Annotated in this window: 20 protein-coding genes; 11 read left to right on the plus strand and 9 right to left on the minus strand. The window is 68.3% G+C overall.

Features of this window, described 5'->3' with window-relative positions; all coding sequences use genetic code 11:
* Positions 1-2: 2 nt before the first annotated feature.
* The gene (locus ACIA12_RS38375; RefSeq protein ID WP_396372380.1) at positions 3-1,418 is read right to left on the minus strand and encodes a PLP-dependent aminotransferase family protein; all 1,416 of its coding nucleotides are present in this window, start codon (positions 1,416-1,418) and stop codon (positions 3-5) included.
* Positions 1,419-1,465: 47 nt separating this feature from the next.
* Here ACIA12_RS38375 and ACIA12_RS38380 point away from each other — a divergent pair, with 47 nt between their 5' ends.
* A complete protein-coding gene (locus ACIA12_RS38380) occupies positions 1,466-1,930 on the plus strand; it encodes a carboxymuconolactone decarboxylase family protein (RefSeq protein WP_396372381.1) in 465 nt (154 codons plus the stop codon).
* A 4-nt stretch (positions 1,931-1,934) separates the two neighbouring features.
* Positions 1,935-2,645, plus strand: a complete 711-nt coding sequence (locus tag ACIA12_RS38385) for an isocitrate lyase/phosphoenolpyruvate mutase family protein (RefSeq protein ID WP_396372382.1) — start codon at positions 1,935-1,937, stop codon at positions 2,643-2,645.
* On the opposite strand, the gene ACIA12_RS38390 is transcribed toward ACIA12_RS38385, so the two are convergent.
* Positions 2,646-2,915, minus strand: a complete 270-nt coding sequence (locus tag ACIA12_RS38390) for a hypothetical protein (protein WP_396372383.1) — start codon at positions 2,913-2,915, stop codon at positions 2,646-2,648. It lies immediately after the preceding gene.
* A 17-nt stretch (positions 2,916-2,932) separates the two neighbouring features.
* Positions 2,933-3,850, minus strand: a complete 918-nt coding sequence (locus ACIA12_RS38395) for an alpha/beta hydrolase family protein (RefSeq protein ID WP_396372384.1) — start codon at positions 3,848-3,850, stop codon at positions 2,933-2,935.
* A 56-nt stretch (positions 3,851-3,906) separates the two neighbouring features.
* Here ACIA12_RS38395 and ACIA12_RS38400 point away from each other — a divergent pair, with 56 nt between their 5' ends.
* On the plus strand, positions 3,907-4,815 hold the full coding sequence (locus ACIA12_RS38400) for a cyclase family protein (RefSeq protein ID WP_396372385.1): 909 nt from the start codon (positions 3,907-3,909) through the stop codon (positions 4,813-4,815).
* Here the strand turns inward: ACIA12_RS38400 and ACIA12_RS38405 are convergent.
* A complete protein-coding gene (locus ACIA12_RS38405) occupies positions 4,797-6,722 on the minus strand; it encodes a hypothetical protein (protein WP_396372386.1) in 1,926 nt (641 codons plus the stop codon). The genes ACIA12_RS38400 and ACIA12_RS38405 overlap by 19 nt on opposite strands.
* A gap of 80 nt (positions 6,723-6,802) precedes the next feature.
* Here ACIA12_RS38405 and ACIA12_RS38410 point away from each other — a divergent pair, with 80 nt between their 5' ends.
* Complete coding sequence (locus ACIA12_RS38410; RefSeq protein ID WP_396372387.1) at positions 6,803-7,297, plus strand: pyridoxamine 5'-phosphate oxidase family protein; 495 nt, start codon at positions 6,803-6,805, stop codon at positions 7,295-7,297.
* Positions 7,298-7,320: 23 nt separating this feature from the next.
* Here ACIA12_RS38410 and ACIA12_RS38415 read toward each other — a convergent pair whose 3' ends face one another.
* Both ACIA12_RS38415 and ACIA12_RS38420 read right to left on the minus strand, forming a co-directional pair.
* Complete coding sequence (locus ACIA12_RS38415) at positions 7,321-9,300, minus strand: protein meaA (RefSeq protein WP_396372388.1); 1,980 nt, start codon at positions 9,298-9,300, stop codon at positions 7,321-7,323.
* A gap of 342 nt (positions 9,301-9,642) precedes the next feature.
* Entirely contained in the window at positions 9,643-9,951 is a 309-nt protein-coding gene (locus ACIA12_RS38420) for an STAS domain-containing protein (RefSeq protein ID WP_396372389.1), read from the minus strand.
* A 125-nt stretch (positions 9,952-10,076) separates the two neighbouring features.
* Between ACIA12_RS38420 and ACIA12_RS38425 the strand changes: the two genes are divergently transcribed.
* The 4 genes from ACIA12_RS38425 (at position 10,077) to ACIA12_RS38440 (ending at position 15,978) form a co-directional block, all read left to right on the plus strand.
* Positions 10,077-10,427, plus strand: a complete 351-nt coding sequence (locus ACIA12_RS38425) for a hypothetical protein (RefSeq protein WP_396372390.1) — start codon at positions 10,077-10,079, stop codon at positions 10,425-10,427.
* A gap of 174 nt (positions 10,428-10,601) precedes the next feature.
* On the plus strand, positions 10,602-11,246 hold the full coding sequence (locus ACIA12_RS38430) for an RNA polymerase sigma factor (RefSeq protein WP_396372391.1): 645 nt from the start codon (positions 10,602-10,604) through the stop codon (positions 11,244-11,246).
* A gap of 1 nt (position 11,247) precedes the next feature.
* Positions 11,248-12,381 carry a CU044_5270 family protein gene (locus ACIA12_RS38435; RefSeq protein ID WP_396372392.1) on the plus strand — a complete coding sequence of 378 codons (1,134 nt, stop codon included), beginning with the start codon at positions 11,248-11,250 and terminating at the stop codon, positions 12,379-12,381.
* 111 nt (positions 12,382-12,492) lie between these two features.
* A complete protein-coding gene (locus ACIA12_RS38440; RefSeq protein WP_396372393.1) occupies positions 12,493-15,978 on the plus strand; it encodes a S8 family serine peptidase in 3,486 nt (1,161 codons plus the stop codon).
* On the opposite strand, the gene ACIA12_RS38445 is transcribed toward ACIA12_RS38440, so the two are convergent.
* Complete coding sequence (locus ACIA12_RS38445) at positions 15,963-16,175, minus strand: hypothetical protein (RefSeq protein ID WP_396372394.1); 213 nt, start codon at positions 16,173-16,175, stop codon at positions 15,963-15,965. The genes ACIA12_RS38440 and ACIA12_RS38445 overlap by 16 nt on opposite strands.
* 122 nt (positions 16,176-16,297) lie before the next feature.
* Between ACIA12_RS38445 and ACIA12_RS38450 the strand changes: the two genes are divergently transcribed.
* Together ACIA12_RS38450 and ACIA12_RS38455 are read left to right on the plus strand one after the other, a co-directional pair.
* Entirely contained in the window at positions 16,298-16,861 is a 564-nt protein-coding gene (locus ACIA12_RS38450; RefSeq protein ID WP_396372395.1) for an ATP-grasp domain-containing protein, read from the plus strand.
* 22 nt (positions 16,862-16,883) lie between these two features.
* Positions 16,884-19,385 carry a DEAD/DEAH box helicase gene (locus tag ACIA12_RS38455; RefSeq protein WP_396372396.1) on the plus strand — a complete coding sequence of 834 codons (2,502 nt, stop codon included), beginning with the start codon at positions 16,884-16,886 and terminating at the stop codon, positions 19,383-19,385.
* A gap of 4 nt (positions 19,386-19,389) precedes the next feature.
* Here the strand turns inward: ACIA12_RS38455 and fabV are convergent, their stop codons facing one another.
* Positions 19,390-20,571, minus strand: a complete 1,182-nt coding sequence (gene fabV / locus ACIA12_RS38460) for an enoyl-[acyl-carrier-protein] reductase FabV (protein ID WP_396372397.1) — start codon at positions 20,569-20,571, stop codon at positions 19,390-19,392.
* A gap of 76 nt (positions 20,572-20,647) precedes the next feature.
* Complete coding sequence (gene murA, locus ACIA12_RS38465) at positions 20,648-21,934, minus strand: UDP-N-acetylglucosamine 1-carboxyvinyltransferase (RefSeq protein ID WP_396372398.1); 1,287 nt, start codon at positions 21,932-21,934, stop codon at positions 20,648-20,650.
* Between the two features lie 50 nt (positions 21,935-21,984).
* On the opposite strand from murA, the gene ACIA12_RS38470 reads away from it, so the two are divergent.
* Entirely contained in the window at positions 21,985-22,569 is a 585-nt protein-coding gene (locus ACIA12_RS38470) for a cob(I)yrinic acid a,c-diamide adenosyltransferase (protein WP_396372399.1), read from the plus strand.
* Position 22,570 lies beyond the last annotated feature (1 nt).

The raw sequence follows: 22,570 nt of genomic DNA on the forward strand, positions 1-22,570 counted from the left end.
GGCTAGACGGCGAGGACCTGGCAGAGCAGGTCCAGGGCGCCGTTGTAGGAGTGGTCGGGTGGGGTGCCGTAACCGACGATGAGGGCTTGGCGGGCGGCCGGGTCCGGGGTGAAGCGGTACCTGTCCAGCGATGCGATCAGCAGGCCTTGGCGGCTGGCCCGGGCGACCATGTCCGCCGCTTCGCCCGGTACGTCGAGCAAGACGTGCAGGCCGGCTGAGATGCCGGCCACGGTGACGCCTGGAGCTCGGACGGCGAGCAACTCGACCAGGTGGTCGCGTCTGCGGCGGTAGTGCTGGCGGGTACGGCGTACGTGGCGGTCGTAGTGGCCGGAGGCGATGAACTCGGCTAGTACGAGCTGGTCGAGGGTGGCGGTCAGCAGGTCGGTGGTGCGCTTCACCTCTAGGACGGGGTCCATCAGGTGCTCCGGCAGGACCATCCAGGCGAGTCGGAGGGCTGGGGCGAGGCTCTTGCTCGCAGTACCGGTGTAGACGACTCGCTCGGGGTCCAGGGCTTGCAGGGCGCCTACTGGTTGACGGTCGTAGCGGAACTCGCCGTCGTAGTCGTCCTCGATCAGGATCGCGTCGGTCTCGCGGGCCCATTCGACTGCTTTGGTACGCCGGTCCGGCGCGAGCGGGACGCCGGTGGGCATCTGGTGGGCCGGAGTCAGGAGGGCGGCGCGGCCCTCGAGCAGGTCTGCGCGGACGCCGTACTCGTCGACCGGGACGGGCTTTGGCTCGACACCCCTGGAGCGGATCACGTCCCAGTGCAGGTCGTAGCCGAACTCCTCGACGGACATGGTCTGCGCGCCCTGCAGCCGCAGCACATCGGTCAGCAGGTTGAGCGCCTGGACGTAGCCGGAGCAGATGACGATGCGGTCCGGATCAGCCCGCACGCCGCGCGCTCGCGCGAGGTAGTCCGCCAGATTCTCCCGCAACTCCACCCTCCCCCGCGGATCCCCATACCCGAAGGCGTCGTTGGGCGCAGCCGGCAAAGCCCTCCTTGCCGCAGCCAGCCACTCACTCCGCGGAAAGGTCGACACATCAGGCGACCCCGGTGTCAGGTCATACCGGAACCTCTGTGTTTCTGGGGTTGGGTGAGGCTTTGGCACCTCACTGCGAGGAAGGATGCGGTCGGCAACTACTGTGCCTGAGCCTTGTCTGGCAGTCAGCCAGCCTTCGGCTACTAGTTGGCCGAACGCGTCGGCGACTGTGTTGCGGGCTATGCCCAGGTCTTTGGCCAGTTGGCGGGAGGAGGGGAGGCGGGTACCTGGGGTGAGGCGGCCGGTGCGAATCGACTCGTGGAGGGCGTTGACCAGGTCGGCACGGCCGCGGCGGTTGGCCAGGTCGAGGTGCAGGTCGGCGCCCGTGACGCTGTCAGCGCTCGCCTCCGCCACTGAATTGGCCCTTGGGATCCCCATGGAAGTGGACCATACACCTGGGCCGATCCAGCGCTAGCGTTGTCTGCATGAGCACAAACACACGTCGTAGGGTCAAGCTCGCCACGCATGCGCCGGAGTTCTACCAGGCGTTGATCGCGCTGGACGAGGTGTCGGCGCTGGGGCTGGACAGCAAATTGGCGCATCTGGTGCGGATTCGGGCATCGCAGTTGAACGGGTGCGCGTACTGCCTCGACATGCACACGCTGGACGCGTTGCACGAGGGCGATACCGCCCAGCGGGTCAATCTCGTCGCCACCTGGCGGGAGGCGCGGAAGTTCTACACCGAGCAGGAGCAGGCGGCGCTGGAGCTGACCGAGGCGATCACGCTGATCAGCGTCGACCACGTCCCGGACGACGTCTACGAGATCGCCGCGAACGCCTTCGACGAGAAGGAACTCGCCCAGCTGATCAGCCTGATCATCATGATCAACGCCTGGAACCGGGTCGGCGTCACCTGCCGCATCGAGCCCGGCCACTACGACCCGAGCTGATCCGATGACCACCCCGAGCAAAGCCGAGGCCTTCCGGGCCTTGCATCACGGGCCCACTCCCTTACTGCTGCCGAACGCCTGGGATCCGGTCAGCGCCAGGGCCATCGCAGAGGCCGGGTACCCGGCGATCGCCACCAGTAGTGGTGCGGTCGCCCGGGTGCTCGGGTACGACGACGGCCAGCTGACCCCGGTCGCCGAGATGTTCGAGGCGGTCGCGCGGATCGCCCGGGCTGTCGACGTACCGGTGACGGCAGACATGGAGGCCGGGTACGGGCTGGACGCCAAGGAGTTCGCCGAGCGGCTGCTGGAGACAGGTGCTGTCGGGTGCAACTTGGAGGACTCGGTGGACGACCAGCTGGTCGAGGTGGAGCGGCAGGCCGACTACCTGAGCGCAGTACGAGCTGCTGCCGGCGCGGACCTGGTTATCAACGCCCGGGTCGACATCTTCATCACCCATGGGAGCGTTGATGAAGCAATCGCCCGCGGCCGCGCCTACCGTCGCGCTGGGGCCGACTGCGTCTACCCGATCGCAGCACCGCTGGACGTCCTGCAGAAGCTCGCCACGGACATCGGCGGCCCCTTCAACGCCCACGCCAAACCGAACGGCCCGACAGCGGCAGACCTGATCGCCCTGGGCGCCACACGCATCTCCTACGGCACCAGCCTGCACAACTTCACCACCGACGTACTGCGCGAACTACTGCCGAAGCTCTGACTACGGGCGGCGCTTCCGGCGCAGCATGCCGGGGTCCCTGCGACCCCGGCCCGCGTCGAGCCCGAGGTGCTTCAACCGCAGGTTCATCGCGACGGCGCGAGCACCGCCGCTGTCGAACCAGCCGAACCGGTACGGCTCGTTGGGATCGCCGACCTCCCAGTACGGGACGTTCAGCTCGCCGTACCGGATGTAGTGCACCTCCTGCTCGTATGCATCCAGTGCCGCCTGGTAGTCGTACCGGGTGTCGGCATCCAGCTCCCGGCCGGCCAAGCTCTCGCCGAGACGACTCAGCTGCTCACCAGGCGCTTGGTCTCTGCGCGGCAGGTGTGCCAGGCCTGGTCGTCCGGGTCGATCAGCTCAAAGTGACCGACGTGTTCGAGTTCGGTCAGCTTCACCTGATCGCCCTTGGCCACGGCGGCATCGCGGTAGCGGCGGCTCTGCTCGATGGGCACCTGCCCATCGCGAGTGCCATGCACGAGAGCGACCGGGACCTTCAACGGCAGGCGCTCGTACGGTGACGCCAGCTGGTACCGCCTGCGGTCCTTGGCAGGCGTCGTACCGAGGAAGGCCGGGATCGCATCGCCACCGAGCTTCTCGTCGTAAGCGTTCACCAGGTCCAGTACTCCGGCCTGGGACACCGCCCCAACCAGTACGACGCGTGGCGTCGCACCCGGCGCTCCTGGCGGGAGACCCGATCGCCCCGCCGCCCAGACGGCCAGCTGCCCACCTGCTGAGTGGCCGACGGCGACCACCTTGCTGAGGTCCGCTCGCGGCTGGTCGGCCAGCTTGTCGATCGCGGCCGCGACGTCTTCGAAGGTCATCGGCCAGCCGCCGCCGTTGCCGACTCGGCGGTACTCGATCGCGTACCCGGCGATGCCTTGCTTGGCGAGGTCCTCGGCCAGCGGGGTCGCGAGTTCGCGGCCGTAGCTGCTCATCCAGAGGCCGCCATGGATCACGACGGCTACCGGGACCTTGCTGTCGCCCTCAGGGAGATAGAGGTCCGCAACCCGCGACTCGTCACCGCCGTAGGAGATCGTCAGTGGGCCCTTCCGCGACTGAGCATCCGGCTGGGCATCTGTCTGGGCATCTGTCTGTGGCTTCGACCGGCCCGGGCCACGGCGAGCCAGACCGACAGCGCCGGCAGTCACGGCGATGCCGGCGACACCGGCGGCGCCCGCGAGCAGGAGGTTGCGACGAGTGATCACGGGATGGGCTTCGGCGCGGTGGGCGATGGGGATGGGGATGGGTGATGATGACCGGCATGGCTAGCTATCGCGCGCGCTTCGACGCCGCTGTTTCCTTCACGAACGGCGGTGGGCTGCAGGTGCAGGGGTTCCTCGTCGACGTACCGTCCGCGGAGGTGACGTCGGCGGAGGTCGGCGAGTTCTTCCTCGACTCGCTCGGCCTGCTGATGGCCGGCGACGTCGAGCTCACCAACCTGGAGATCGTCGAGGCTGCTCACAAGGGCACCCGGGGCGGACCAGCAGCCCGCAGCGAGCCGAGCGGTGGGCGGCCGCGGTACGTCGAGCTCAATCATGTGATCCGCGACGGCATGGTGACGTTGCCGAACCTGCCCGGGCCGGAGCTCGGCCTGCAGTTGACGCGGGAGGCGTCGCGGGAGATCTACGCGCCGGGTACCGAGTTCGAGATCGGCAAGATCTCGATGGTCGCCAACACCGGCACGTACCTGGACAGCCCGAACCACCGGTACGCCGACGGCCACGACCTCACCGGCTTCCCACTCGACCGGCTGGCCGACCTGCCCGCGATCGTCGTGCGGGTGGAGGACAGTGGCCGGCTCGGGATCGACGCGGCCGCGCTGGCGACGTACGACGTACGAGGCAAGGCGGTGTTGCTGCACACCGGCGACGACGCGCGCTTCGGCACTCCGCAGTACGTCGAGAACGCGCACTTCCTCACCCGCGACGGCGCCCAGTGGCTGATCGACAACGGCGTCGCCCTGGTCGGCATCGACGCGGCCAACGTCGACGACATGACCGACGGCACCCGCCCTGCCCACACCCTCCTGCTCGGCGCCGGCCTCCCCATCGTCGAACACCTGACCAGCCTGGCACACCTCCCCCCAACCGGCGCCACCTTCACCGCCACCCCACCCCGAATCCAAGGCCTAGCCACCTTCCCAGTCCGCGCCTACGCCAAACTCCCCTGACCCAGCCTGAGCGCGTAGACGAGGGCCCAGTCCTGGTCGTTGGCCAGCGGGTCGGGCAGGTGGGCGGGGCGGTTGTTGACGGCGCTGGGATAGACGAAGGCGCAGGTGGCCGAACCGTCCTGGTGGAAGTTGACGAGGTTGGCCTGGAGGATTGCTCGGCCTGCTTTGTCGAGTTGGTCGGCTTCGACTTGGGTGACCAGGTCGCGGGGCCAGGTGAGGTAGACGGCGGCGCTGAGGATCGACCAGTAGTGCGGGTAGACGTCGCCCCACAGGCGCAGCAGGCCGAACCAGTAGCCGTCCCAGTGGCGGATGGGGATGTGGCGAAGGCGGACGTCGGGCTGGTCGGCGGCGAAGGCTGTCAGCCACGGGAGGCGGCGGCTTAGCTCATTGGGGTCTAAGGAGTCGGGGGCCTCTTGGTAGGCGGCTATCAGGAGTTCCAGGAGTGGCGCGACCATGGATTGCTCGTAGTTGACCTCGTGCGGCGGGAGGTCGTCGCCGTGGTCAAGGAAGGCTTGGGCGTGGTTGGCCAGGTGGTCGCGCATTCTGGGGGCGACCTTGGCGAGTTCGCGCAGGAGCGGGCCGAGGTCGAAGGCCAGGAAGTGGGTGCCGCCTAGTTCGTAGTACCGGTCGATGATGCGGATCGCCGTGGTGGGGTCGCCCTGGTTGAGGAAGAAGCGGGCGAACCAGGGGAAGTTGTAGAGGCGGACACGGCCCTCGTGGAGGCTGTCGTCGGCGACGGTACCGTCCTCGGAGACCAGGTACTCCGTGACGAACTGCTGGTAGCCGGCCAGCGCCTCGTCGAGCTCGTCACGATCACCCCAGCCACGGTCTCTTGTTGCCTGTAGCAACAAGGCTGTGCCGATCCTCTCCCGGGCGTCGGACCAGTCGCGCCAGCCGCCGGAGAGGATGCGCAGGCCGGTCTCGTTGTCGTAGGGGACGAAGGAGAAACGGCGGCTGGTGCTCAGCTCGACCGGGCGCTGGTGGTCCAGTACGAAACGGACCCGGCGCTCGACGATCGTGCGGAGAGGTTCGTGGAACAGGACATTGATCCGGGAGGCGCTCGCGCCGTCGGTCGCTTCGACGTACTGCGTACCGGGTGTGTCCGACGTAATGGTTGCTGGGCCATCTGCTCGGTCGGCGAGCTGGATGGTGATCGTCTCGCCTACCTCAGCGGCGAGGGTGGTCGCGTCGATCAGCGGGGTGCGGGTCGAGTGGAAGGCTTCGAGGGTGTCGTGCCAGGCGAGCTGCCAGGTCCAGCGATGGGATTCGGCCGGTTGGAGGACGATCTGCGGCTGGCCGCCCATCGCGTGCGGCGCGCGGGCGTGGTCGGTGGGATGGAGGTAGAGGTGGCCGCGGATGTTGCTGCCGGTGTCGGCGTCGCGGGACTCGACAGAGTACGCCCAGAGCTCGCCTTCGGTGAGTTGCAGCCCGAGGCCGGGGCCGCTGCCGTCCATCGGCTGCGCCCAGACCCAGGAGTCGGCGCCGCCCGTCCAGATGTGGGCGTGGACGGCTTCGTTGAGGCTTTCACGGGATGAGCTGTAGAGGTCGCGGTACGGCGTACTGATTCCCAGCGACCCGAGCTCCACGGGATCGCCGGCGATGTTCCGTACTTCGTACGTCTCGGTCCAGTGCTCCCCGAACCGGCGTCCGACCCGCAACTCGAGGTCGCCCAGGCGGTACAGGAGATCGATCCCCGTCTGCCGCCACCGGGTGAAGTCCGGCGCGTCGAACCGATGGCTGCCGCTGCTGGAGATCACGAACCCTTTGCCCCAGTAGCGCGCCGGGTCGTGCACCGGGCCGTCGCTGAGCAGCATCGAGTGCTTCCTCGTCGGGTGCTGCACCGCCGCCACGGTCCCGTCCTCGGTCAGCTCCACCTGCCCCGCACCGAAGGCAAAAATTTCTCGCATTTCTTCAACCTAGCGATGTAGAGAACGTCGTGGCGGCTTCGTCCCTGGGGTGTAGGAACCAACCCGAGAGGAAGAAACTCATGAACAAGACCGAGATCGCCGAGATCCTCGCCAAGCCGTACTTCCAGGCCCTGCTGAACGGCCCCGAGCCGGCCCGCTTCGCCTACGACGGCCTGGACGGCGACCCGCGAGTGATCCCGATCGGCTTCTGGATGGAGGGCGACCAGCTCCAGATCGCCACCGTCCCGAAGGCGGCCAAAGTCGCCGCCCTGCGCAAGAACCCGAAGGTCGCCCTGACCATCGACACCGGCGCCTTCCCCCCGAAGGTCCTGCTGCTCCGCGGCACCGCCGAGGTCGAGCTGGTCCAGGGCATCCCCGAGGGCTACCTGACCGCCGGCCGCAAGGTGATGGCCGACGAGGACCAGTACAACGGCTGGCTCGAAGGCGTGAAGGCCCTGTACGACGAAATGGTCGTCATCACCGTCACCCTCACCTGGGCCAAACTCCTCGACTTCGAAACCACCATCCCCAAGGCCGTCGAAGACCTGATCGCGGCCAAACAGCAGCAGAGCTAGAGATGCCCCACCACCACTGCTTTTCAGAGATGGTTGGCGCGACGGATGACATCTACCACGTTCGACATCATGCCGGTCAGGTCGTAGTCCTTTGGGGTGTAGACGGCGGCTACACCGGCGGACTGGAGAGCCCGGGCGTCGGCGTCGGGGACGATGCCGCCGACTACGACCGGGACGTCTTCGAGGCCGGCTTCGCGGAGGCCGTTCACGACCTGGGGGACGAGTTCCATGTGGGAGCCGGAGAGGATCGAGAGGCCTACGCAGTGGACGTCTTCGGCTACGGCGGCGGCGACGATCTGCTCGGGGGTCAGGCGGATGCCCTGGTAGATGACCTCGAAACCGACATCTCTGGCTCGTACCGCGACCTGCTCGGCACCGTTCGAGTGACCGTCGAGGCCGGGTTTGCCGACCAGGAAGCGGAGCCGGCCGCCCAACTCGTCGGACGTGGCCGCGACCTTGGCGCGGACGGCGGCGATCGCCTCGCCTCCGCCGGAGACGCCGACCGAGCCGGAGACGCCGGTCGGGGCGCGGTACTCGCCGAACATCTCGCGCAGTACGCCGGACCACTCCCCCGTCGTCGCGCCCGCGCGGACGCAGCTGAGGGTGGCTTGCATGAGGTTCTCGGTGCCCTTGGCGGCCTCGCGCAGTCGGGCGAGCGCGTCCTCGACCGCCTTGGCGTCTCGGTTGGCGCGCCATTCTTCGAGAGACCTCAGCGCGGCGGCCTCGGCCTGCGGGTCGGCGGTCTGGATCGCGGTGTCGAGATCGGCAGTGAGCGGTGAAGGATCGGTGTTCTCGAACTTGTTGACGCCGACCACGATCTGCTCACCCGACTCGATCCGCTGCCGTCGCTCGGCGTGCGACGCGACCAGAGCCTGCTTGAGATAGCCGCTCTCGACCGCGACGACGGCACCGCCCATCGCCTGGACGCGATCGATCTCCTCCTGCGCCCCGGCGACCAGCTCGTCCACCTTCGCCTCGATCACGTGCGAGCCGTCGAAGATGTCGTCGTACTCGAGCAGATCCGACTCGTACGCGAGCACCTGCTGCATCCGGAGCGACCACTGCTGATCCCACGGCCGCGGCAAGCCGAGCGCCTCGTTCCACGCGGGCAGCTGGACGGCCCTGGCCCGCGCGTTCTTGGACAGTGTCACGCCGAGCATCTCGAGCACGATCCGCTGGACGTTGTTCTCGGGCTGGGCCTCGGTCAGGCCGAGCGAGTTCACCTGTACGCCGTACCGCAACCGGCGCGCCTTGGCGTCCGTCACGCCGTACCGGTTGAGGCAGACGTCGTCCCACAGGCGCACGAACGCGCGCATCTTGCAGGTCTCCTCGATGAACCGCACACCCGCGTTGACGAAGAACGAGATCCGCTGGACGACGTCCCCGAACCGATCGGCCGGTACCTGACCGCCGTCACGCACCCGGTCCAGTACCGCGATCGCCGTCGACAACGCGAACGCCAGCTCCTGCACGGGCGTCGCGCCGGCCTCCTGCAGGTGATAGCTGCAGATGTTGATCGGATTCCACTTCGGAACGTTGGAGATCGTGTACGCGATCAGATCGGTACTGAGCCGCAGCGACGCCTCGGGCGGGAAGGCATAGGTCCCGCGGGACAGGTACTCCTTGACGATGTCGTTCTGGGTCGTACCGGTCAGCTCGTCCGGCAACGCCCCCTGCTCCTGCGCCGCGACCTGATAGAGCGCCAGCAACCACATCGCGGTCGCGTTGATCGTCATCGACGTGTTCATCTGCGCCAACGGAATCTGATCGAACAGCGCCCGCATGTCCCCCAGATGAGCCACCGGCACCCCGACCTTGCCCACTTCGCCCTTGGCGAGTGGGTGATCCGCGTCGTACCCGGTCTGCGTCGGCAGATCGAAGGCAACCGACAACCCGGTCTGCCCCTTGGCCAGATTCCGCCGGAAGAGCGCATTGGATTCCGCCGCCGACGAGTGCCCGGCGTACGTCCGCATGACCCACGGGCGGTCCTTCGGAGTGCTCATATACCCGAGAGTAGGACTATGTGCCCTTGTGAGTCCCCCACCCGTGACTGGTGTCACGAGCGGGGTAGATCACACCCCACCCCACCGCCCACCCCCGCACCACCCTCACCCCTCAGCCGCTCCGCCACCTTGAGCACGGAGCAGTCGCCAGCAGCCCGACCGGGCGACTGGCCGGTGCTCAAAGTGGCCGCCGGCACGACAGCGGAGCCGACTTTGGGCACGGGGCGGTCGCCGGGTCGGTCTGCCGGCGACTGGCGGGTGCTCAAAGTCGACCGTGAGGGGTGGTGGTGGTCGAGGGGGTACCTCGGGCGGGGAGGGGGGTGAGGGGGTGAGGGGGTGAGGTTAGGCCGAGATGGGGAGTGGGGTTCGTTCGATGTGGAGGATTCTGTGTAGGCGGGTGGCCGCGAGGATGCGGATCACCGCCGGCACCGGGTGGCGCAGGACGAGTTGCCGGCCGAGGAGCTGGGTGCGGCGATGGGTGGCTACCAGGAGGCCGAGGCCGGTGGCGTCCAGGGCGTCGAGGGATTCGAGATCGACGACGACGTCGCCTTCGGAGTTGTCGATCAGCTGGTTGAGTTGCTGTCTGACGTCGCCCACCGAGCGGACGTCCAGCAGTCCGGTCAGGTAGATCACGTGGGTCGGTGCGAGCATGTCCGTGCCCTCCGCTCTTCCGGCGGCCCCCGAGAATCGGCCGCGCTTGCAGCGTTGTACTGGTAGAGACTCCCTGACGACACGGAAGGTTGCCAAGGGTTCGAGACCTTCCAATCGCTGAGACAATGGTGTCCGTGTTCGCAGAGCACTACTTCCTCTTCCCCGTGGTCGCCATCGCGTTCGCGGGCGGCATGGTGCTGCTCACCCGCTGGGCCTTCTCCAAGGCCAAAGGCGGGTCCCTGGTGCGCCGTACTGACTACTCACCGGCCGAAAAGGACAGTTTCGGACTGTTGGTCGATGTCCAGACGGTTCAGACCTACAACGAGGCCAGGGTGAAGGTCGCGATGCTGAAGGACTTCGGCATCAAGGCGACCGCCGCGCGGACCAAGGACGCCAAACCGGGCAGACACGGCTGGAGCGTCTACGTCTGGCCCGCCGACGAGCAGGCCGCCAGAGGATTCCTCAACTCCTTCTGACTCCCGTTGTCATCCAGATCGACCCCCAGCGCGTCATGAACGCGGACTGTCGGCGGGGTCGAGAAGGGTTCTGGGGACATCGGACAAGAACAGGGTGAGCCGGACGGCAGCACCAGCGCTGCCCCGGGGCCGACAGGTCCCGGCGAACCTCCGGCCGACGGCATGAGGAGTTCGATGACGCCCGACCTCGCCCTGGCGACGCTCGCGTTGCCCGGCCGGCCGCTGGCGCCGGGCCGGGTTCCCGCGCTCGTCCCCGACGAGGACGCCCGCATCCTCGAGGCGTCCGCGCGAGAGCCAGACCGGTTCACGCAGATCTTCGACCGGTACTTCCCTCAGGTGCACTCCTACGTCGCCCGCCGGCTGGGCAGCGACCTGGCCGACGACCTGGCCGCGGAGACGTTCCTGGTCGCGTTCCGGCAGCGGGCCAAGTTCGACGGGCGCAACGGCGCCGTCCGGGCCTGGCTCTACGGGATCGCCACCAACCTGATCCGGCGGCACCGGCGGGACGAAGTACGGGCCTGGCGGGCGACCGCGAAGCTGCCGCTGCCGACGCCCGCCGGCGGGCACGAGGAACGGGTCGCCGCCCAGGTGACCGCGCAGGGCGCAAGCCGCCAACTCGCCGCCGCGCTGGCGAAGGTCTCCGCGAAGGACCGCGAGGTACTCATGCTCGTGGCGCTCGGCGAACTCACGTACGACGAGGTCGCCGCCGCGCTCGGCATCGCCAACGGGACCGTGGCGTCACGCCTGTCCCGGGCCCGCAAGGTGGTCCGCGAACACCTCGGCCACACCGATCCGACCGCAACGCGTGACGAGGCCTGAGATGAACGAGTTCGACAAGCTCCGCAAAGCCTTCCCCGAGCAGCCCGGTCCGTCCGCCGACGCGACGAGCAAGGCGCGCAGGCAGGTACAGGAGCTGATCCGCGAAGCCGAAACTGCTCGTCGCAGGGATCGCTGGTACGCCGCTGCGAAGTCCGGCCGGGTCGGAATGGCCTTGACCGCGACGGCCGCCACCGTGGCGCTGGCCGCGCTCGCGACGCCGCTCATCCTGTCGCCGGGCTCCGGCGGCGATGCGGGACCAGTGCCGAGCACGGTCACGCCGACCAGCCCCAGGCTGATGACGGCCAGCCAGGTGCTGGTCCAGCTCGCCATCAAGCAGGAGGTCGACGAGAAGGTCTCCGGCAAGTTCTTCCGGGTCCGCAACCTGCAGATCCGCGGCGCGATCGAGGTCGGCTCACCGAAGTACAAGATCCTGCAGAAGAGCATCACCGAGAGCTGGATGCCGATGCGGCAAGGCGTCGAGTCCTGGTTCGGCTGGGTCGATCTCGGCGCGCACCCGGCGACTCGCGCGGACGCGGCCAAGTGGCGGGCGCAGGGGTCGCCGACGGAGTGGCCGATGACTGAGACGGACCCGGTGACGATGGCGCCGACCGAGCCGGTGGTCAACAAGATGACCTTCGACGAGGTGCCGCCCGGTTACTACCTCAGCGGGGTGAAGCCGGTGAGCGCCCAGCAGATTCAGGCGCTGCCGACCGATCCCGAGAAGCTGCGCGCGGTGCTCGCGGCCAATGCGGAGTCGTGGATGACGGCCGACGACATCAACTACCAGGTGTTCAGCGCGGCCGGGCGGTTGCTGTTCGAGATGCCGTCGCCGCCGAAGCTGCGCGGTGCGGCGCTGCGCGTGCTGTCGATGCTGCCGGGCGTGCGGATCAAGGAGAACGTCAAGGACCCGATCGGCCGGACCGGCACCCAGATCAGCATGGACTGGGCCAAATCCGGCAGGCCTTCCAGTGGACCGACCAGGCTCTGGGACGGCAAGACCAACTTCATCGTCGACCCGAACACCGGCCGGTTGCTGAGCCAGGAGTACGACGGCTTCAAGCGCGGCGCCAACGTCGTCCTCGAGTCCGGCTGGACCGACGAAAAACCCACCCCGCCCTCCCCCGCAATCCGCTAACACCTCTCTCACCAGAGCCCCTCACCTGATCCGGCGACGGCCCCGCCCGGCCGTCGTCGCGCTTCGCCCTGCCCTGAAATCCCCCGAAACGCCCATTTCGTGAGGTGAACCTTGTCCCGATCCCGAAACCTGGCCGCCGCGACCGCCGTGTCGCTCGCGGTCGCCACCGCCCTGGCGCTCCCCGCCGCCGGTCTCCAAAACCCACCAACGAGCCAACCCAGCGCCGGTACTGACGGAGCCGGCGCCGGGTTGGCGAGCACCGCCACCCCGCTCACCGCCACCCCGCTCACCATCACCCTTGTCACCGGCGACAAGGTCACCGTCCAGAAGACCGGGACCGGCTACCGCGCCGCCAACGTCCAGCCCGGCCCCGGCCGCGAAGGAATGGCCTTCCACAAGTCCTCCTTCGAAGGCAAGGAACTCGTCGTCCCACTGGACGCCTTCCCCCTCGTCTCGTCCGGCGTCGTCGACGAGCGCCTGTTCGACGTCAGCCTGCTCGCCACCCTCGGCCTCGACGACAAGTCCTCGCCGCGCCTCCCCCTCCTGGTCCAGTACGCCGCCAACGGCGCTCCCCGTACCGTCCGCTCCGCCCTCCCCGAAGGCACGGTGGTCAAGCGCGAACTGCCGATCATCGACGCGGTAGCGATCAGCCAAGAGCGGTCGCAAGCCGGCGACCTGTGGTTCAACTGGCTGAACAGCCCGCAGGCCAAGCGCAAGACCGGCCTGGCCGGCAGCGTCAAGAAGGTCTGGCTCGACGGCGGCGTCACTCCGAACCTCGACCGCAGCGTCCCGCAGATCGGCGCTCCCGCGGCGTGGAAGGCGGGCTTCACCGGCAAGGGCGTGAAGGTCGCCGTGCTCGACTCCGGGTACGACGCGACGCACCCGGACTTCAAGGACCGGGTGATCGCGACCAAGGGCTTCACCGCCGACGAGGACGGCCACGTCGACGAGAACGACGTCGTGGACCGGGTCGGGCACGGCACCCACACCGCCTCGACCGTGGCCGGCACGGGAGCTGCTTCGCAAGGCAAGTACAAGGGCGTCGCTCCCGATGCCGGCCTGATGATCGGCAAGGTCTGCGACGACCGCAACTGTGAGTCCTCCGCGATGATCGCCGGGATGCAGTGGGCCGCGACGTCCGGCGCGAAGGTCGTCAACATGAGCATCGGCGGTGGGCCGAGCGACGGTACCGACATCCTGTCCGAGACCATCAACGAGCTGACCGCCAGTACCGGCACGTTGTTCGTCGTCTCGGCCGGCAACTTCGGCGCCGAACAGACCGTATCCACCCCGGCTGCCGCGGACGCGGCCCTCGCTGTCGCCTCGGTCACCAAGTCCGACACGCACAGCGAGTTCTCCAGCCAGGGCCCGCGTGTCGGCGACCTGTCGGTGAAGCCCGACATCTCCGCGCCGGGCAGCCGGATCGTCGCTGCCCGCGCCGCGAACACCCCATTGGCACCGTTCGCCATCAACGACTCGTACGCCGAATTGTCCGGTACCTCGATGGCCGCGCCGCACGTCGCGGGCGCCGCCGCCCTGCTGGCCCAGCAGCACCCGGACTGGAAGGCCCCGGAGCTGAAGTCGGCGTTGATGGGCTCGTCGGTCGGACTCGATGCCCAAGGCATCTATACCCAGGGCGCCGGCCGGGTCGATGTCGCGCAGGCGATCAAGCAGGAGGTGCTGGCGATGCCGAGCAACCTCAACCTCGGTCTGCAGACCGCGCCGCACAGCGACGACAAACCGGTCACCAAGCCGGTGACGTACGTCAACAAGAGCTCGCGGCCGGTCCACCTGACGCTCCGCCTCGACGGCGCCAAGCTGTTCCACCTCGACCGGTCCTCGATCACGATCCCGGCCAACGGCAGCGCTCAGGTCAAGGTCACCGGCCGCACCGATGGTCGCGAGGCCGAGGGCGCGTACGCCGCCTGGCTGGTTGCCAGCGGCAACGGCTCTGCGATCCGCACGACCGTTGGCATCGGCAAGGAGGTGTCGCGCTACCCGCACAAGGTGGAGATGACCGACTTCTCCGGCGCGCCGGGCACGAACGACGACACGCACTCGGCCGGCACGTACCTGATCAACGTGGAGCACCAGGAGATGTACGTCGTCTCGGCCGGCGACACCGTCTCGCTGCCGGCCGGCCACTACATCGTCGACGGCTACACCGCGACCGCCCGCGAGGGCGCACCCGGCTGGAAGAACCTGACCTACTTCACCGAGGGCGACCTGGTGATCGGCAAGACCGGACCGATCGTGCTGGACGGACGCAAGGCGAAGCAGGTCGCCTTCAAGGCCCCGGTCACCGGCGCGATCGCGGCGACCGGCGGCCTCGGGATGAACCGGCCGCTCGGCACCGGCACCTACATCGGTGGCGTCGGCATCGACGGTGACGGCGTCCCGAACACTGTCCCGGAGCTGTACGTAGTACCGAACAAGACGGGCACTGCCCGGAACTACACGGCCTACTCGCATGTCGCCTGGGCAGGCGCCCCGGATGGTCCGGTCCCGGGTATCGGGTCGTTCCTGAACAGCCCGTACCTGTACCACGATGTCGCCGTCTGGCCCGGCCGGATCCCGGCGCAGCCGGCCGTGATCACCAAGCTGGGCGAGTACGCGCACATCGACGCGTCGTATGCCGGCGAGCCCGGCTTCTACGCCGACAACTACGGCTTCCCAACGGCTCCACAGGCGGCTGCGGACGGTACCCGGTTGCCGTTGTTCGTCTTCACGCCGTCGATCAGCATGAGCCTGCCGTTCCGGCGGGACGAGTACTACTCGACGAAGGGCGTGGACTGGGCATTCGGCAACGAGGTGTACAGCTTCAGCGAGGAGAACGGGTACGAGTACCACTCGGTGCTCGACTCCGAGGTGAACCGTTTCCGGGCCAGCCGGACCACCAAGCTCAACTGGCAACGCGGCGTCTTCGGCCCGAGCCTGCCCGACCCGCGGATCGGCAACCCCGGACGGCCGAAGCTGCCGTGGGTCTCCCGGGACGGTGACAGCCTGAGCGTCTACGTGCCGACCTTCTCCGACGGCGTGCCCGACCGGCTCGGCGACGTCAGCAGTGAGTCCGAGCAGACCACGCTCTTCCGCAACGGCCAGCAGATCGGCTCGACGGATTCGGTGGCGATCCAGACCTTCGCCCTGCCCGCCGCCCCCGCCACCTACCGCCTGTCCAAAGTCGTCAAGCCGGGCCAGCCCTGGACGAAGCTCTCCACCGAGATCACGTCCGACTGGACCTTCACATCCCAACGCACCCCCGACGGTGTGGACACCGCCCTCCCCCTGCTGAATGTCCGCTACACACCGGCGTTGGACGACCGCAACCGCGCTCCAGGCGGCCGCTTCGAGTTCCCGGTCACCGTCCAGACGGCCTTCCTGGCACCCGTCAAGCCGATCGTCTCGCTGCAGGTGTCAGCCTCCTTCGACGACGGCGGCTCGTGGCATCAGGTGCAGGTACGCCGTACCGGCATCAACACCTTCAAGGCGTCGGTCGACCAGCCGTCCAGCGGCTTCGTCACCCTGCGCGCCGTCGCCATCGATGCTGCAGGCAACAAAGTCGAGCAGACCATCAAGCGGGCCTACGAACTCGAGTAGCCCACCTCGGACACCTGGCGGCTCGTGGCTGAGGGGCTCCGGGCCGCCAGGGCTTCGTTGGTGATCTCCAGCCCGGGGAAGCGGCGGCGCATGGCGGCGGCGTAGCGGTCGGCGTAGGCGGCGTCGCCGATGTACTCGCCGATCTGGTGCTGACCGAACCACAACCGGACCCGGCGCCGGGACGACAGAACTGTCACCCGGCTGAAGGTACAAGCGGCATTGATCAGCTGTGTTTCCGCTGATTACAGCAGGAAGTCCTCGGCCGGGGGCGCGCGGAGAGAACAGGCGAGCCGCTCAGTTCGCAGGGACAATTCAGTGCATGCTGCTGGTACCGGGGGATCCGTTGGAGCCGGGTCGCGTGGATGCGCGGTTCGTGGCTGAGGCGGATGCGGCGCGTGCGCTCGGCGTACCGGTGGCGTTGGTCGACTGCACCGCTCACGAGCATCCGGAGGACATGGTCGCTGGGGTGCCGGCGGGTGATGACGCTGTCTATCGCGGCTGGCCGATGACGGTTGGCGAGTACACGGCCTTCGCCAAGGTGCTGGATGCTCGCCGGGTGACGTTGCGGACCAGTCCTGACGACTATCGACTGGCCCAGGATCCAGCGCGCTGGCCTGCGGCGCTGCGGGCCGTAGTACAGGAGTCCGCGCCCGGCCCGACCGTCCGGACCTGGTGGATCGGTGGGCGCTGTCTCCAGCTCCCGGCCGGGCTGGATCTGGTCGAGATCGAGCCTGTCATCACCGACCTGGCCCTCCCCTTCGTCTCGGCCGACCTGGTACGCCGTACCGACGGCAGCTGCCGAATCGCCGCCCTCACCGACGGCCAGGTCAGTGAGTGGCCGCCGTCCCAGGACCCTGCTGACCTGATGGCAGGGCTGTTCTGAGTCATGCGGGACAATGGTGGGGATGACGCTCACCGAGAAACTGCCGGGAACCACCGAAGTCGATGCCCTGTACGACGCCTTTGCCACCTGGGTCGGTGAGCAGGGGATCTCGCTGTATCCGGCGCAGGAAGAAGCGTTGATCGAGGTGATGACGGGGTCGAACGTGATCCTGTCGACGCCGACCGGCTCCGGGAAGAGTCTGGTGGCCACCGGGTCGCACTTCGCGGCTCTGGCTCATGGCAAGCGCACGTTCTACACGGCGCCGATCAAGGCGCTGGTGTCGGAGAAGTTCTTCGCGCTGTGTGACGTCTTCGGAGCGGACAAGGTCGGCATGCTGACTGGCGATGCGTCCGTCAACGCGGGCGCGCCGATCATCTGCTGTACCGCCGAAGTGCTGGCCAACGTCGCGCTGCGCGAGGGCCGGGCGGCCGATGTCGGCCAGGTGGTGATGGACGAGTTCCACTTCTACTCCGAGCCCGACCGCGGCTGGGCCTGGCAGGTACCGCTGCTGGAACTGCCCGACGCCCAGTTCATCCTGATGTCGGCGACCCTCGGTGACGTCGAGCGCTTCAAGATCGACCTGAACCGGCGGACCGGCCGCCCGACCGCGATCGTCTCCTCGGCCGAGCGACCCGTGCCGCTGGTCTACAAGTACGTCACCTCGCCGCTGCACGAGACGCTCGCCGAGCTCCTGGTCACCCACCAGTCCCCCGTGTATGTCGTCCACTTCACCCAGGCGTCCGCCCTGGAACGCGCCCAGGCGCTGACCAGCATCAACGTCTGCACGAAGGAGGAGAAGGAGAAGATCAAGGAGCTGATCGGGCACTTCCGTTTCAGCCCGGGCTTCGGCAAGACGCTGCAGCGCCTGATCATGCACGGCATCGGCGTCCACCACGCGGGCATGCTGCCGAAGTACCGGCGGTTGGTCGAGCAGCTCGCGCAGGCCGGCTTGCTGAAGGTCATCTGCGGCACCGACACCCTCGGCGTCGGCATCAACGTCCCGATCCGTACCGTCCTGCTGACCGCGCTGAGCAAGTACGACGGCCGCCGCCAGCGCATCCTCAAGGCGCGCGAGTTCCACCAGATCGCCGGCCGCGCTGGTCGCGCCGGGTACGACACCTCCGGCAGCGTCGTCGTCCAGGCGCCGGATCACGTCGTCGAGAACGTCCGCCTGCTCGCGAAGGCCGGCGACGACCCGAAGAAGCAGCGCAGGGTCCAGCGCAAGAAGCCGCCGGAGGGTTTCGTCACCTGGGGCGAGGACACCTTCGACCGGCTCGTCGCCGCCGACCCCGAACCGCTGCAGTCGCGGATGCGGGTCAGCCACGCGATGCTGCTGAACGTGATCGCCCGCGACGGCGACGCGTTCGCGAGCATGCGGCACCTGCTGCAGGACAACCACGAGGACTCCAAGGCGCAGCTGCGGCTGATCCGGCGCGCGATCCAGATCTACCGCACGCTGCTGACCGCGGGCGTCGTCGAGCGACTGGACGAGCCCGACGAGTTCGGCCGGACGCTGCGGCTGACGGTCGATCTGCAGAAGGACTTCTCACTGAACCAGCCGCTGTCCACCTTCGCGCTGGCGGCGCTGGATCTGCTCGACCCCGAGGACCCGCTGTATGCCTTGGATGTGGTGTCGGTGGTCGAGGCGACGCTGGAGGATCCGCGGGCGATCCTGATGGCGCAGTTGCACCACGCCAAGGGCGAAGCCGTGCAGGGGATGAAGGCCGACGGGATCGAGTACGAGGAGCGGATGGAGCTGCTCGACGAGATCAGCTGGCCGAAACCGCTGGAGGAGTTGCTCGAGGCAACCTTGGAGATCTACCGGCAGACCCACCCGTGGATCGCCGAGGCCGGGCTGTCGCCGAAGTCCGTCGTCCGGGACATGTTCGAGCGGGCGATGACGTTCGGCGAGTACATCCAGTACTACGCGCTGGCGCGCTCAGAGGGCATCGTCCTGCGCTACCTCAGCGACGCGTACAAGGCGCTGCGTCAGACGGTCCCGCCGGACAAGGTGAACGAGGACCTGACCGACCTGATCGAGTGGCTCGGCGAGGTCGTCCGGCAGACCGACTCCAGCCTGCTCGACGAGTGGGAGGAGCTGACCAACCCTTCGACCGAGGAGGTCGTCGTGCCGGTCCTCCAAGGCCCACGCCGGATCACCTTGAACACAAGGGCTTTCCGGGTCCTTGTCCGCAACGCGATGTTCCGCCGCGTGGAGCTCGTCTCGATGCACCGCTGGGCGGAGCTGGGGCAACTGGACAACGACTCCGGGTGGGACGCCGGACGCTGGGCAGAGGCCGGTACCGCGTACTACGCCGAGCACGACTCGCTACCCACCGGCCCTGCCGCCCGCGGCCCGGCGCTGTTCATCGTCGAGGAGCACCCGGGCTACTGGGAGGTCCAGCAGATCATCGACGACCCCGAAGGCAACCACGACTGGCGAATCACCGCCACCATCGACCTGGACGCCTCCGACGAGGCAGGCGACCTGGTCCTGGAAATGGTCTCCTTCAAGCCGCTGTAGGGCTTCAGGCCTTGGCCGGCCACTCCACGTCGACCTCGGTGGGGGCTTCATAGTCCACGCCGGGGACATCGAAGCCGTAGAGGCGGCGGACTTCCTCTTGGAACCAGACGGTGTCGGCGACCTCTGCGATGTTCTCCTGGGTCGCTGCGTCCCACTTGGCGCGCACCGCGGCTTGGATGTCGTCGGCCAGCTCCCAGCGGTCCAGGCGGATGCGGCCGTCCTCGTCGAGGTCCAGCGGCTGCTCGCCGGTGAGCTGGTCCCACAGGGAGATCGACTGCTGCATGGGGGTCTGCATGCCGTCGCCTAGCACCTTGTGGAGCAGGCTGACGTACAGGCCGATGCCGGGGATCGCGGACGACGCCTGGGTGACTGCTGCGCCGTTGACCGACGTACGGGCGTGTACGCCGTCCCTGCGGCTCAGGTCCTGCGCAGTGGCCTCCAGGTGGGCCTTGGCGGCGCCGATCGAGCCCTGGCGGTAGATGGGGCCGGTGAGCTCACTGCCGATGTAGGTGAGGGCGACGGTGGTGAAGCCGTCCTTGAGCAGCTTGCGCTCCTCCAGTGCGTCCACCCAGCGGGCCCAGTCCTCGCCACCCATGACAGCGACGGTCTCGGCGACCTCCTCGTCGGTGGCGACCTCGATGCCGACCTCTTGCAGTACGGGCTGGCCGTCGTCGTAGGCGAGGCTCTTGGTCTGCGCGGCCTGGCCGATCGCCTTGATGGCCGACTGGTACGTCGTGCCGGTGCGCGGGTCGACCCGGCGGGGCGCGGCGACGCTGTAGATCAGGTAGTCGACTCCCCCGAACTTCTCCTGCAGCAGGTCGAGCACGTCTGCCTTGGTGGTGTCGGCGAAGGCATCTGCGTTGAGGAAGTGGAAGGTGCTGCCGACGGTTTCGGCGTACGCGGCGGTGGCGGCGGTGCGGTACCAGCCCGCGGTGGCCGTACGGCGGGCCGGCGCCTTCTCGAAGGAGATGCCGACGCCGTCGATGCCGTAGCGGGCCAGCCCGGCGATGGTCGTGGCCAGCCCGTAGCCCGAGCTGGAACCGATCACGAGCGCGACCGGGCGGGTGTCCGGCGTGCGCGCCTCGACCTGCCCGGTCAGGTCCCGGACGATCTGCTCGCACCCGGCCGGGTGCGAGTCGAAGAAGAGGAAACCGCGGCCGACAGGCTTGATCACACGCTCAGTCATGCGACCGACCCTAACCTGCCCTCTCCCCTCCCCGCCCCTCCAACCACCCCAGCCCGTCGCCGCCCCGCGGGGCGGGTTAGTTCCAGTACAGCTCGGCGTCGTCCGGCTCGACGGTCACGTCGGCGCCCAGGCGGCGCAGGTTGCCGGCGAAGTCCGTGTAGCCGCGGTGGACGTGGTGAGCGGCTGAGACCAATGTCTCGCCCTCGGCGGCGAGCCCGGCGATGACGAGGGCGGCGCCCGCACGGATGTCGCTGGCGACCACCGGGGCTCCGGACAGCCGCGGAACACCCCGTACCACCGCGTGGTGGCCGTCCGTCTGGATGTGGGCGCCGAGCCGGGTGAGCTCCTGGGCGAAGGTGAAGCGGCCCTCGAAGAGGTTCTCGGTGACCATCGCGGCCCCGTCACTGAGCGCGTTCATCGCGATCACGAACGCCTGCAGATCGGTCGCGAACCCCGGATACGGCAGCGTGACGACGTCGACGGGCTTCGGACGGTCGTGCATCTGGACCCGGAAGCCCGGGTTGAGCACGGTGATCTCGGCGCCGGCCTTGTGCAGCTTGTCCAGCGGCAACTCGAGGTGCTCGGCGTGACCGTTCGCGATGGTGATGTCACCCTTGGTGATGGCGGCGGCGAAGGCCCAGCTGCCGGAGACGATCCGGTCCGGGACGGTCACGTGGTCGACCGGCTGGAGCAGCCCGTCGACACCGGTCACCTCGATCCTCGGCGTACCGGCGCCCTCGATCTGCGCGCCCATCTCGACCAGCATCGCGGCGATGTCCTGGATCTCCGGCTCGCGGGCGGCGTTCTCGATCACCGTGGTGCCCTTGGCGAGCACCGCGGCCATCATGATCGTCTCGGTCGCGCCGACGCTCGGGAAGTCCAGCCAGACCTCCGCGCCGTGCAGGCCCTGCGGCGCCTCCGCGATCACGAAACCGTGCTCGATGTGGACTTTCGCGCCCATCGACTCCAGCCCGGCGACGTGCATGTTCAGCCCGCGGGAGCCGATGTTGTCGCCACCAGGCAGGGCCACCTCGGCGCGGCCACAGCGGCCCAGCAGCGGGCCGAGGACGGAGATCGAGGCCCTCAGCTTGCGTACCAGCTCGTAGTCGCACTGGTACCCGATCTCGGCCGGTACCGCGATCGTCGCGCTGGCCGAGTCCGCGTCGATCTTCACCGAGCAGCCGAGGGTGTCCAGCAACTGGGCCATGAAGGTGACGTCGAGAATGCTCGGCACCTGCCGCAGCGTCGTCGTACCCTCCGCCAGCAGTGCCGCCGCCATCAGCTTCAGCACGCTGTTCTTCGCGCCCGCCACCTCGACGCTGCCCTCGAGCCGTGCCTCACCTGCGATCCGAAACCGTTCCACCCGCTGACTGTATCGGCTCGCTGTCGAAAGCTTGCGTAGAGTGCCGTGACATGGCTGTGAACTTGACGCGGATCTATACCCGGACCGGAGACGCCGGCGAGACCCGCCTGGGCGACATGAGCAAGGCATCGAAGACCGATTCACGGGTGGTGGCGTACGGCGATGTCGACGAGGCGAACTCCTCGATCGGCGTCGCGATCGCGGCCGGCCACCTGAACAGTTCCCTGGTGCTGCTGCTGACCAGGATCCAGAACGACCTCTTCGACGTCGGCGCCGACCTGTGCAACCCGATCTCCCCGGACCCCGAGTACCCGCCCCTGCGGATCACCCAGGACTACATCGACCGCCTCGAGGGCTGGTGCGACGAGTACAACAACCGGCTCACCAAACTCCGCTCCTTCATCCTCCCGGGCGGTACGCCGGGCGCCGCGTACCTCAACGTCGCCCGCACGGTCACCCGCCGCGCGGAACGCTCCGCCTGGACAGCCGTCGAAGCCCACGGCCCGACGGTCAACCTGCTCGCCATCACCTACCTGAACCGCCTGTCGGACCTGCTCTTCATCCTCGGCCGGGTAGCCAACCTGTCCTCGGGCGGCGACGTCCTCTGGGTCCCCGGCGGAGACCGCGACAAGTAGC

Origin of the sequence: Kribbella sp. NPDC051620, assembly GCF_044453825.1 — a bacterium.
Classification (GTDB): Bacteria; Actinomycetota; Actinomycetes; order Propionibacteriales; family Kribbellaceae; genus Kribbella.

Coding starts and splice junctions, on each gene's coding strand:
- ACIA12_RS38375 (WP_396372380.1), bottom strand. CDS start 1,418: ATGGGGATCCCAAGGGCCAATTCAGTGGCGGAGGCGAGCGCTGACAGC.
- ACIA12_RS38380 (WP_396372381.1), top strand. CDS start 1,466: ATGAGCACAAACACACGTCGTAGGGTCAAGCTCGCCACGCATGCGCCG.
- ACIA12_RS38385 (WP_396372382.1), top strand. CDS start 1,935: ATGACCACCCCGAGCAAAGCCGAGGCCTTCCGGGCCTTGCATCACGGG.
- ACIA12_RS38400 (WP_396372385.1), top strand. CDS start 3,907: ATGGCTAGCTATCGCGCGCGCTTCGACGCCGCTGTTTCCTTCACGAAC.
- ACIA12_RS38405 (WP_396372386.1), bottom strand. CDS start 6,722: ATGCGAGAAATTTTTGCCTTCGGTGCGGGGCAGGTGGAGCTGACCGAG.
- ACIA12_RS38410 (WP_396372387.1), top strand. CDS start 6,803: ATGAACAAGACCGAGATCGCCGAGATCCTCGCCAAGCCGTACTTCCAG.
- ACIA12_RS38415 (WP_396372388.1), bottom strand. CDS start 9,300: ATGAGCACTCCGAAGGACCGCCCGTGGGTCATGCGGACGTACGCCGGG.
- ACIA12_RS38420 (WP_396372389.1), bottom strand. CDS start 9,951: ATGCTCGCACCGACCCACGTGATCTACCTGACCGGACTGCTGGACGTC.
- ACIA12_RS38425 (WP_396372390.1), top strand. CDS start 10,077: ATGGTGTCCGTGTTCGCAGAGCACTACTTCCTCTTCCCCGTGGTCGCC.
- ACIA12_RS38430 (WP_396372391.1), top strand. CDS start 10,602: ATGACGCCCGACCTCGCCCTGGCGACGCTCGCGTTGCCCGGCCGGCCG.
- ACIA12_RS38435 (WP_396372392.1), top strand. CDS start 11,248: ATGAACGAGTTCGACAAGCTCCGCAAAGCCTTCCCCGAGCAGCCCGGT.
- ACIA12_RS38450 (WP_396372395.1), top strand. CDS start 16,298: ATGCTGCTGGTACCGGGGGATCCGTTGGAGCCGGGTCGCGTGGATGCG.
- ACIA12_RS38455 (WP_396372396.1), top strand. CDS start 16,884: ATGACGCTCACCGAGAAACTGCCGGGAACCACCGAAGTCGATGCCCTG.
- fabV (WP_396372397.1), bottom strand. CDS start 20,571: ATGACTGAGCGTGTGATCAAGCCTGTCGGCCGCGGTTTCCTCTTCTTC.
- ACIA12_RS38470 (WP_396372399.1), top strand. CDS start 21,985: ATGGCTGTGAACTTGACGCGGATCTATACCCGGACCGGAGACGCCGGC.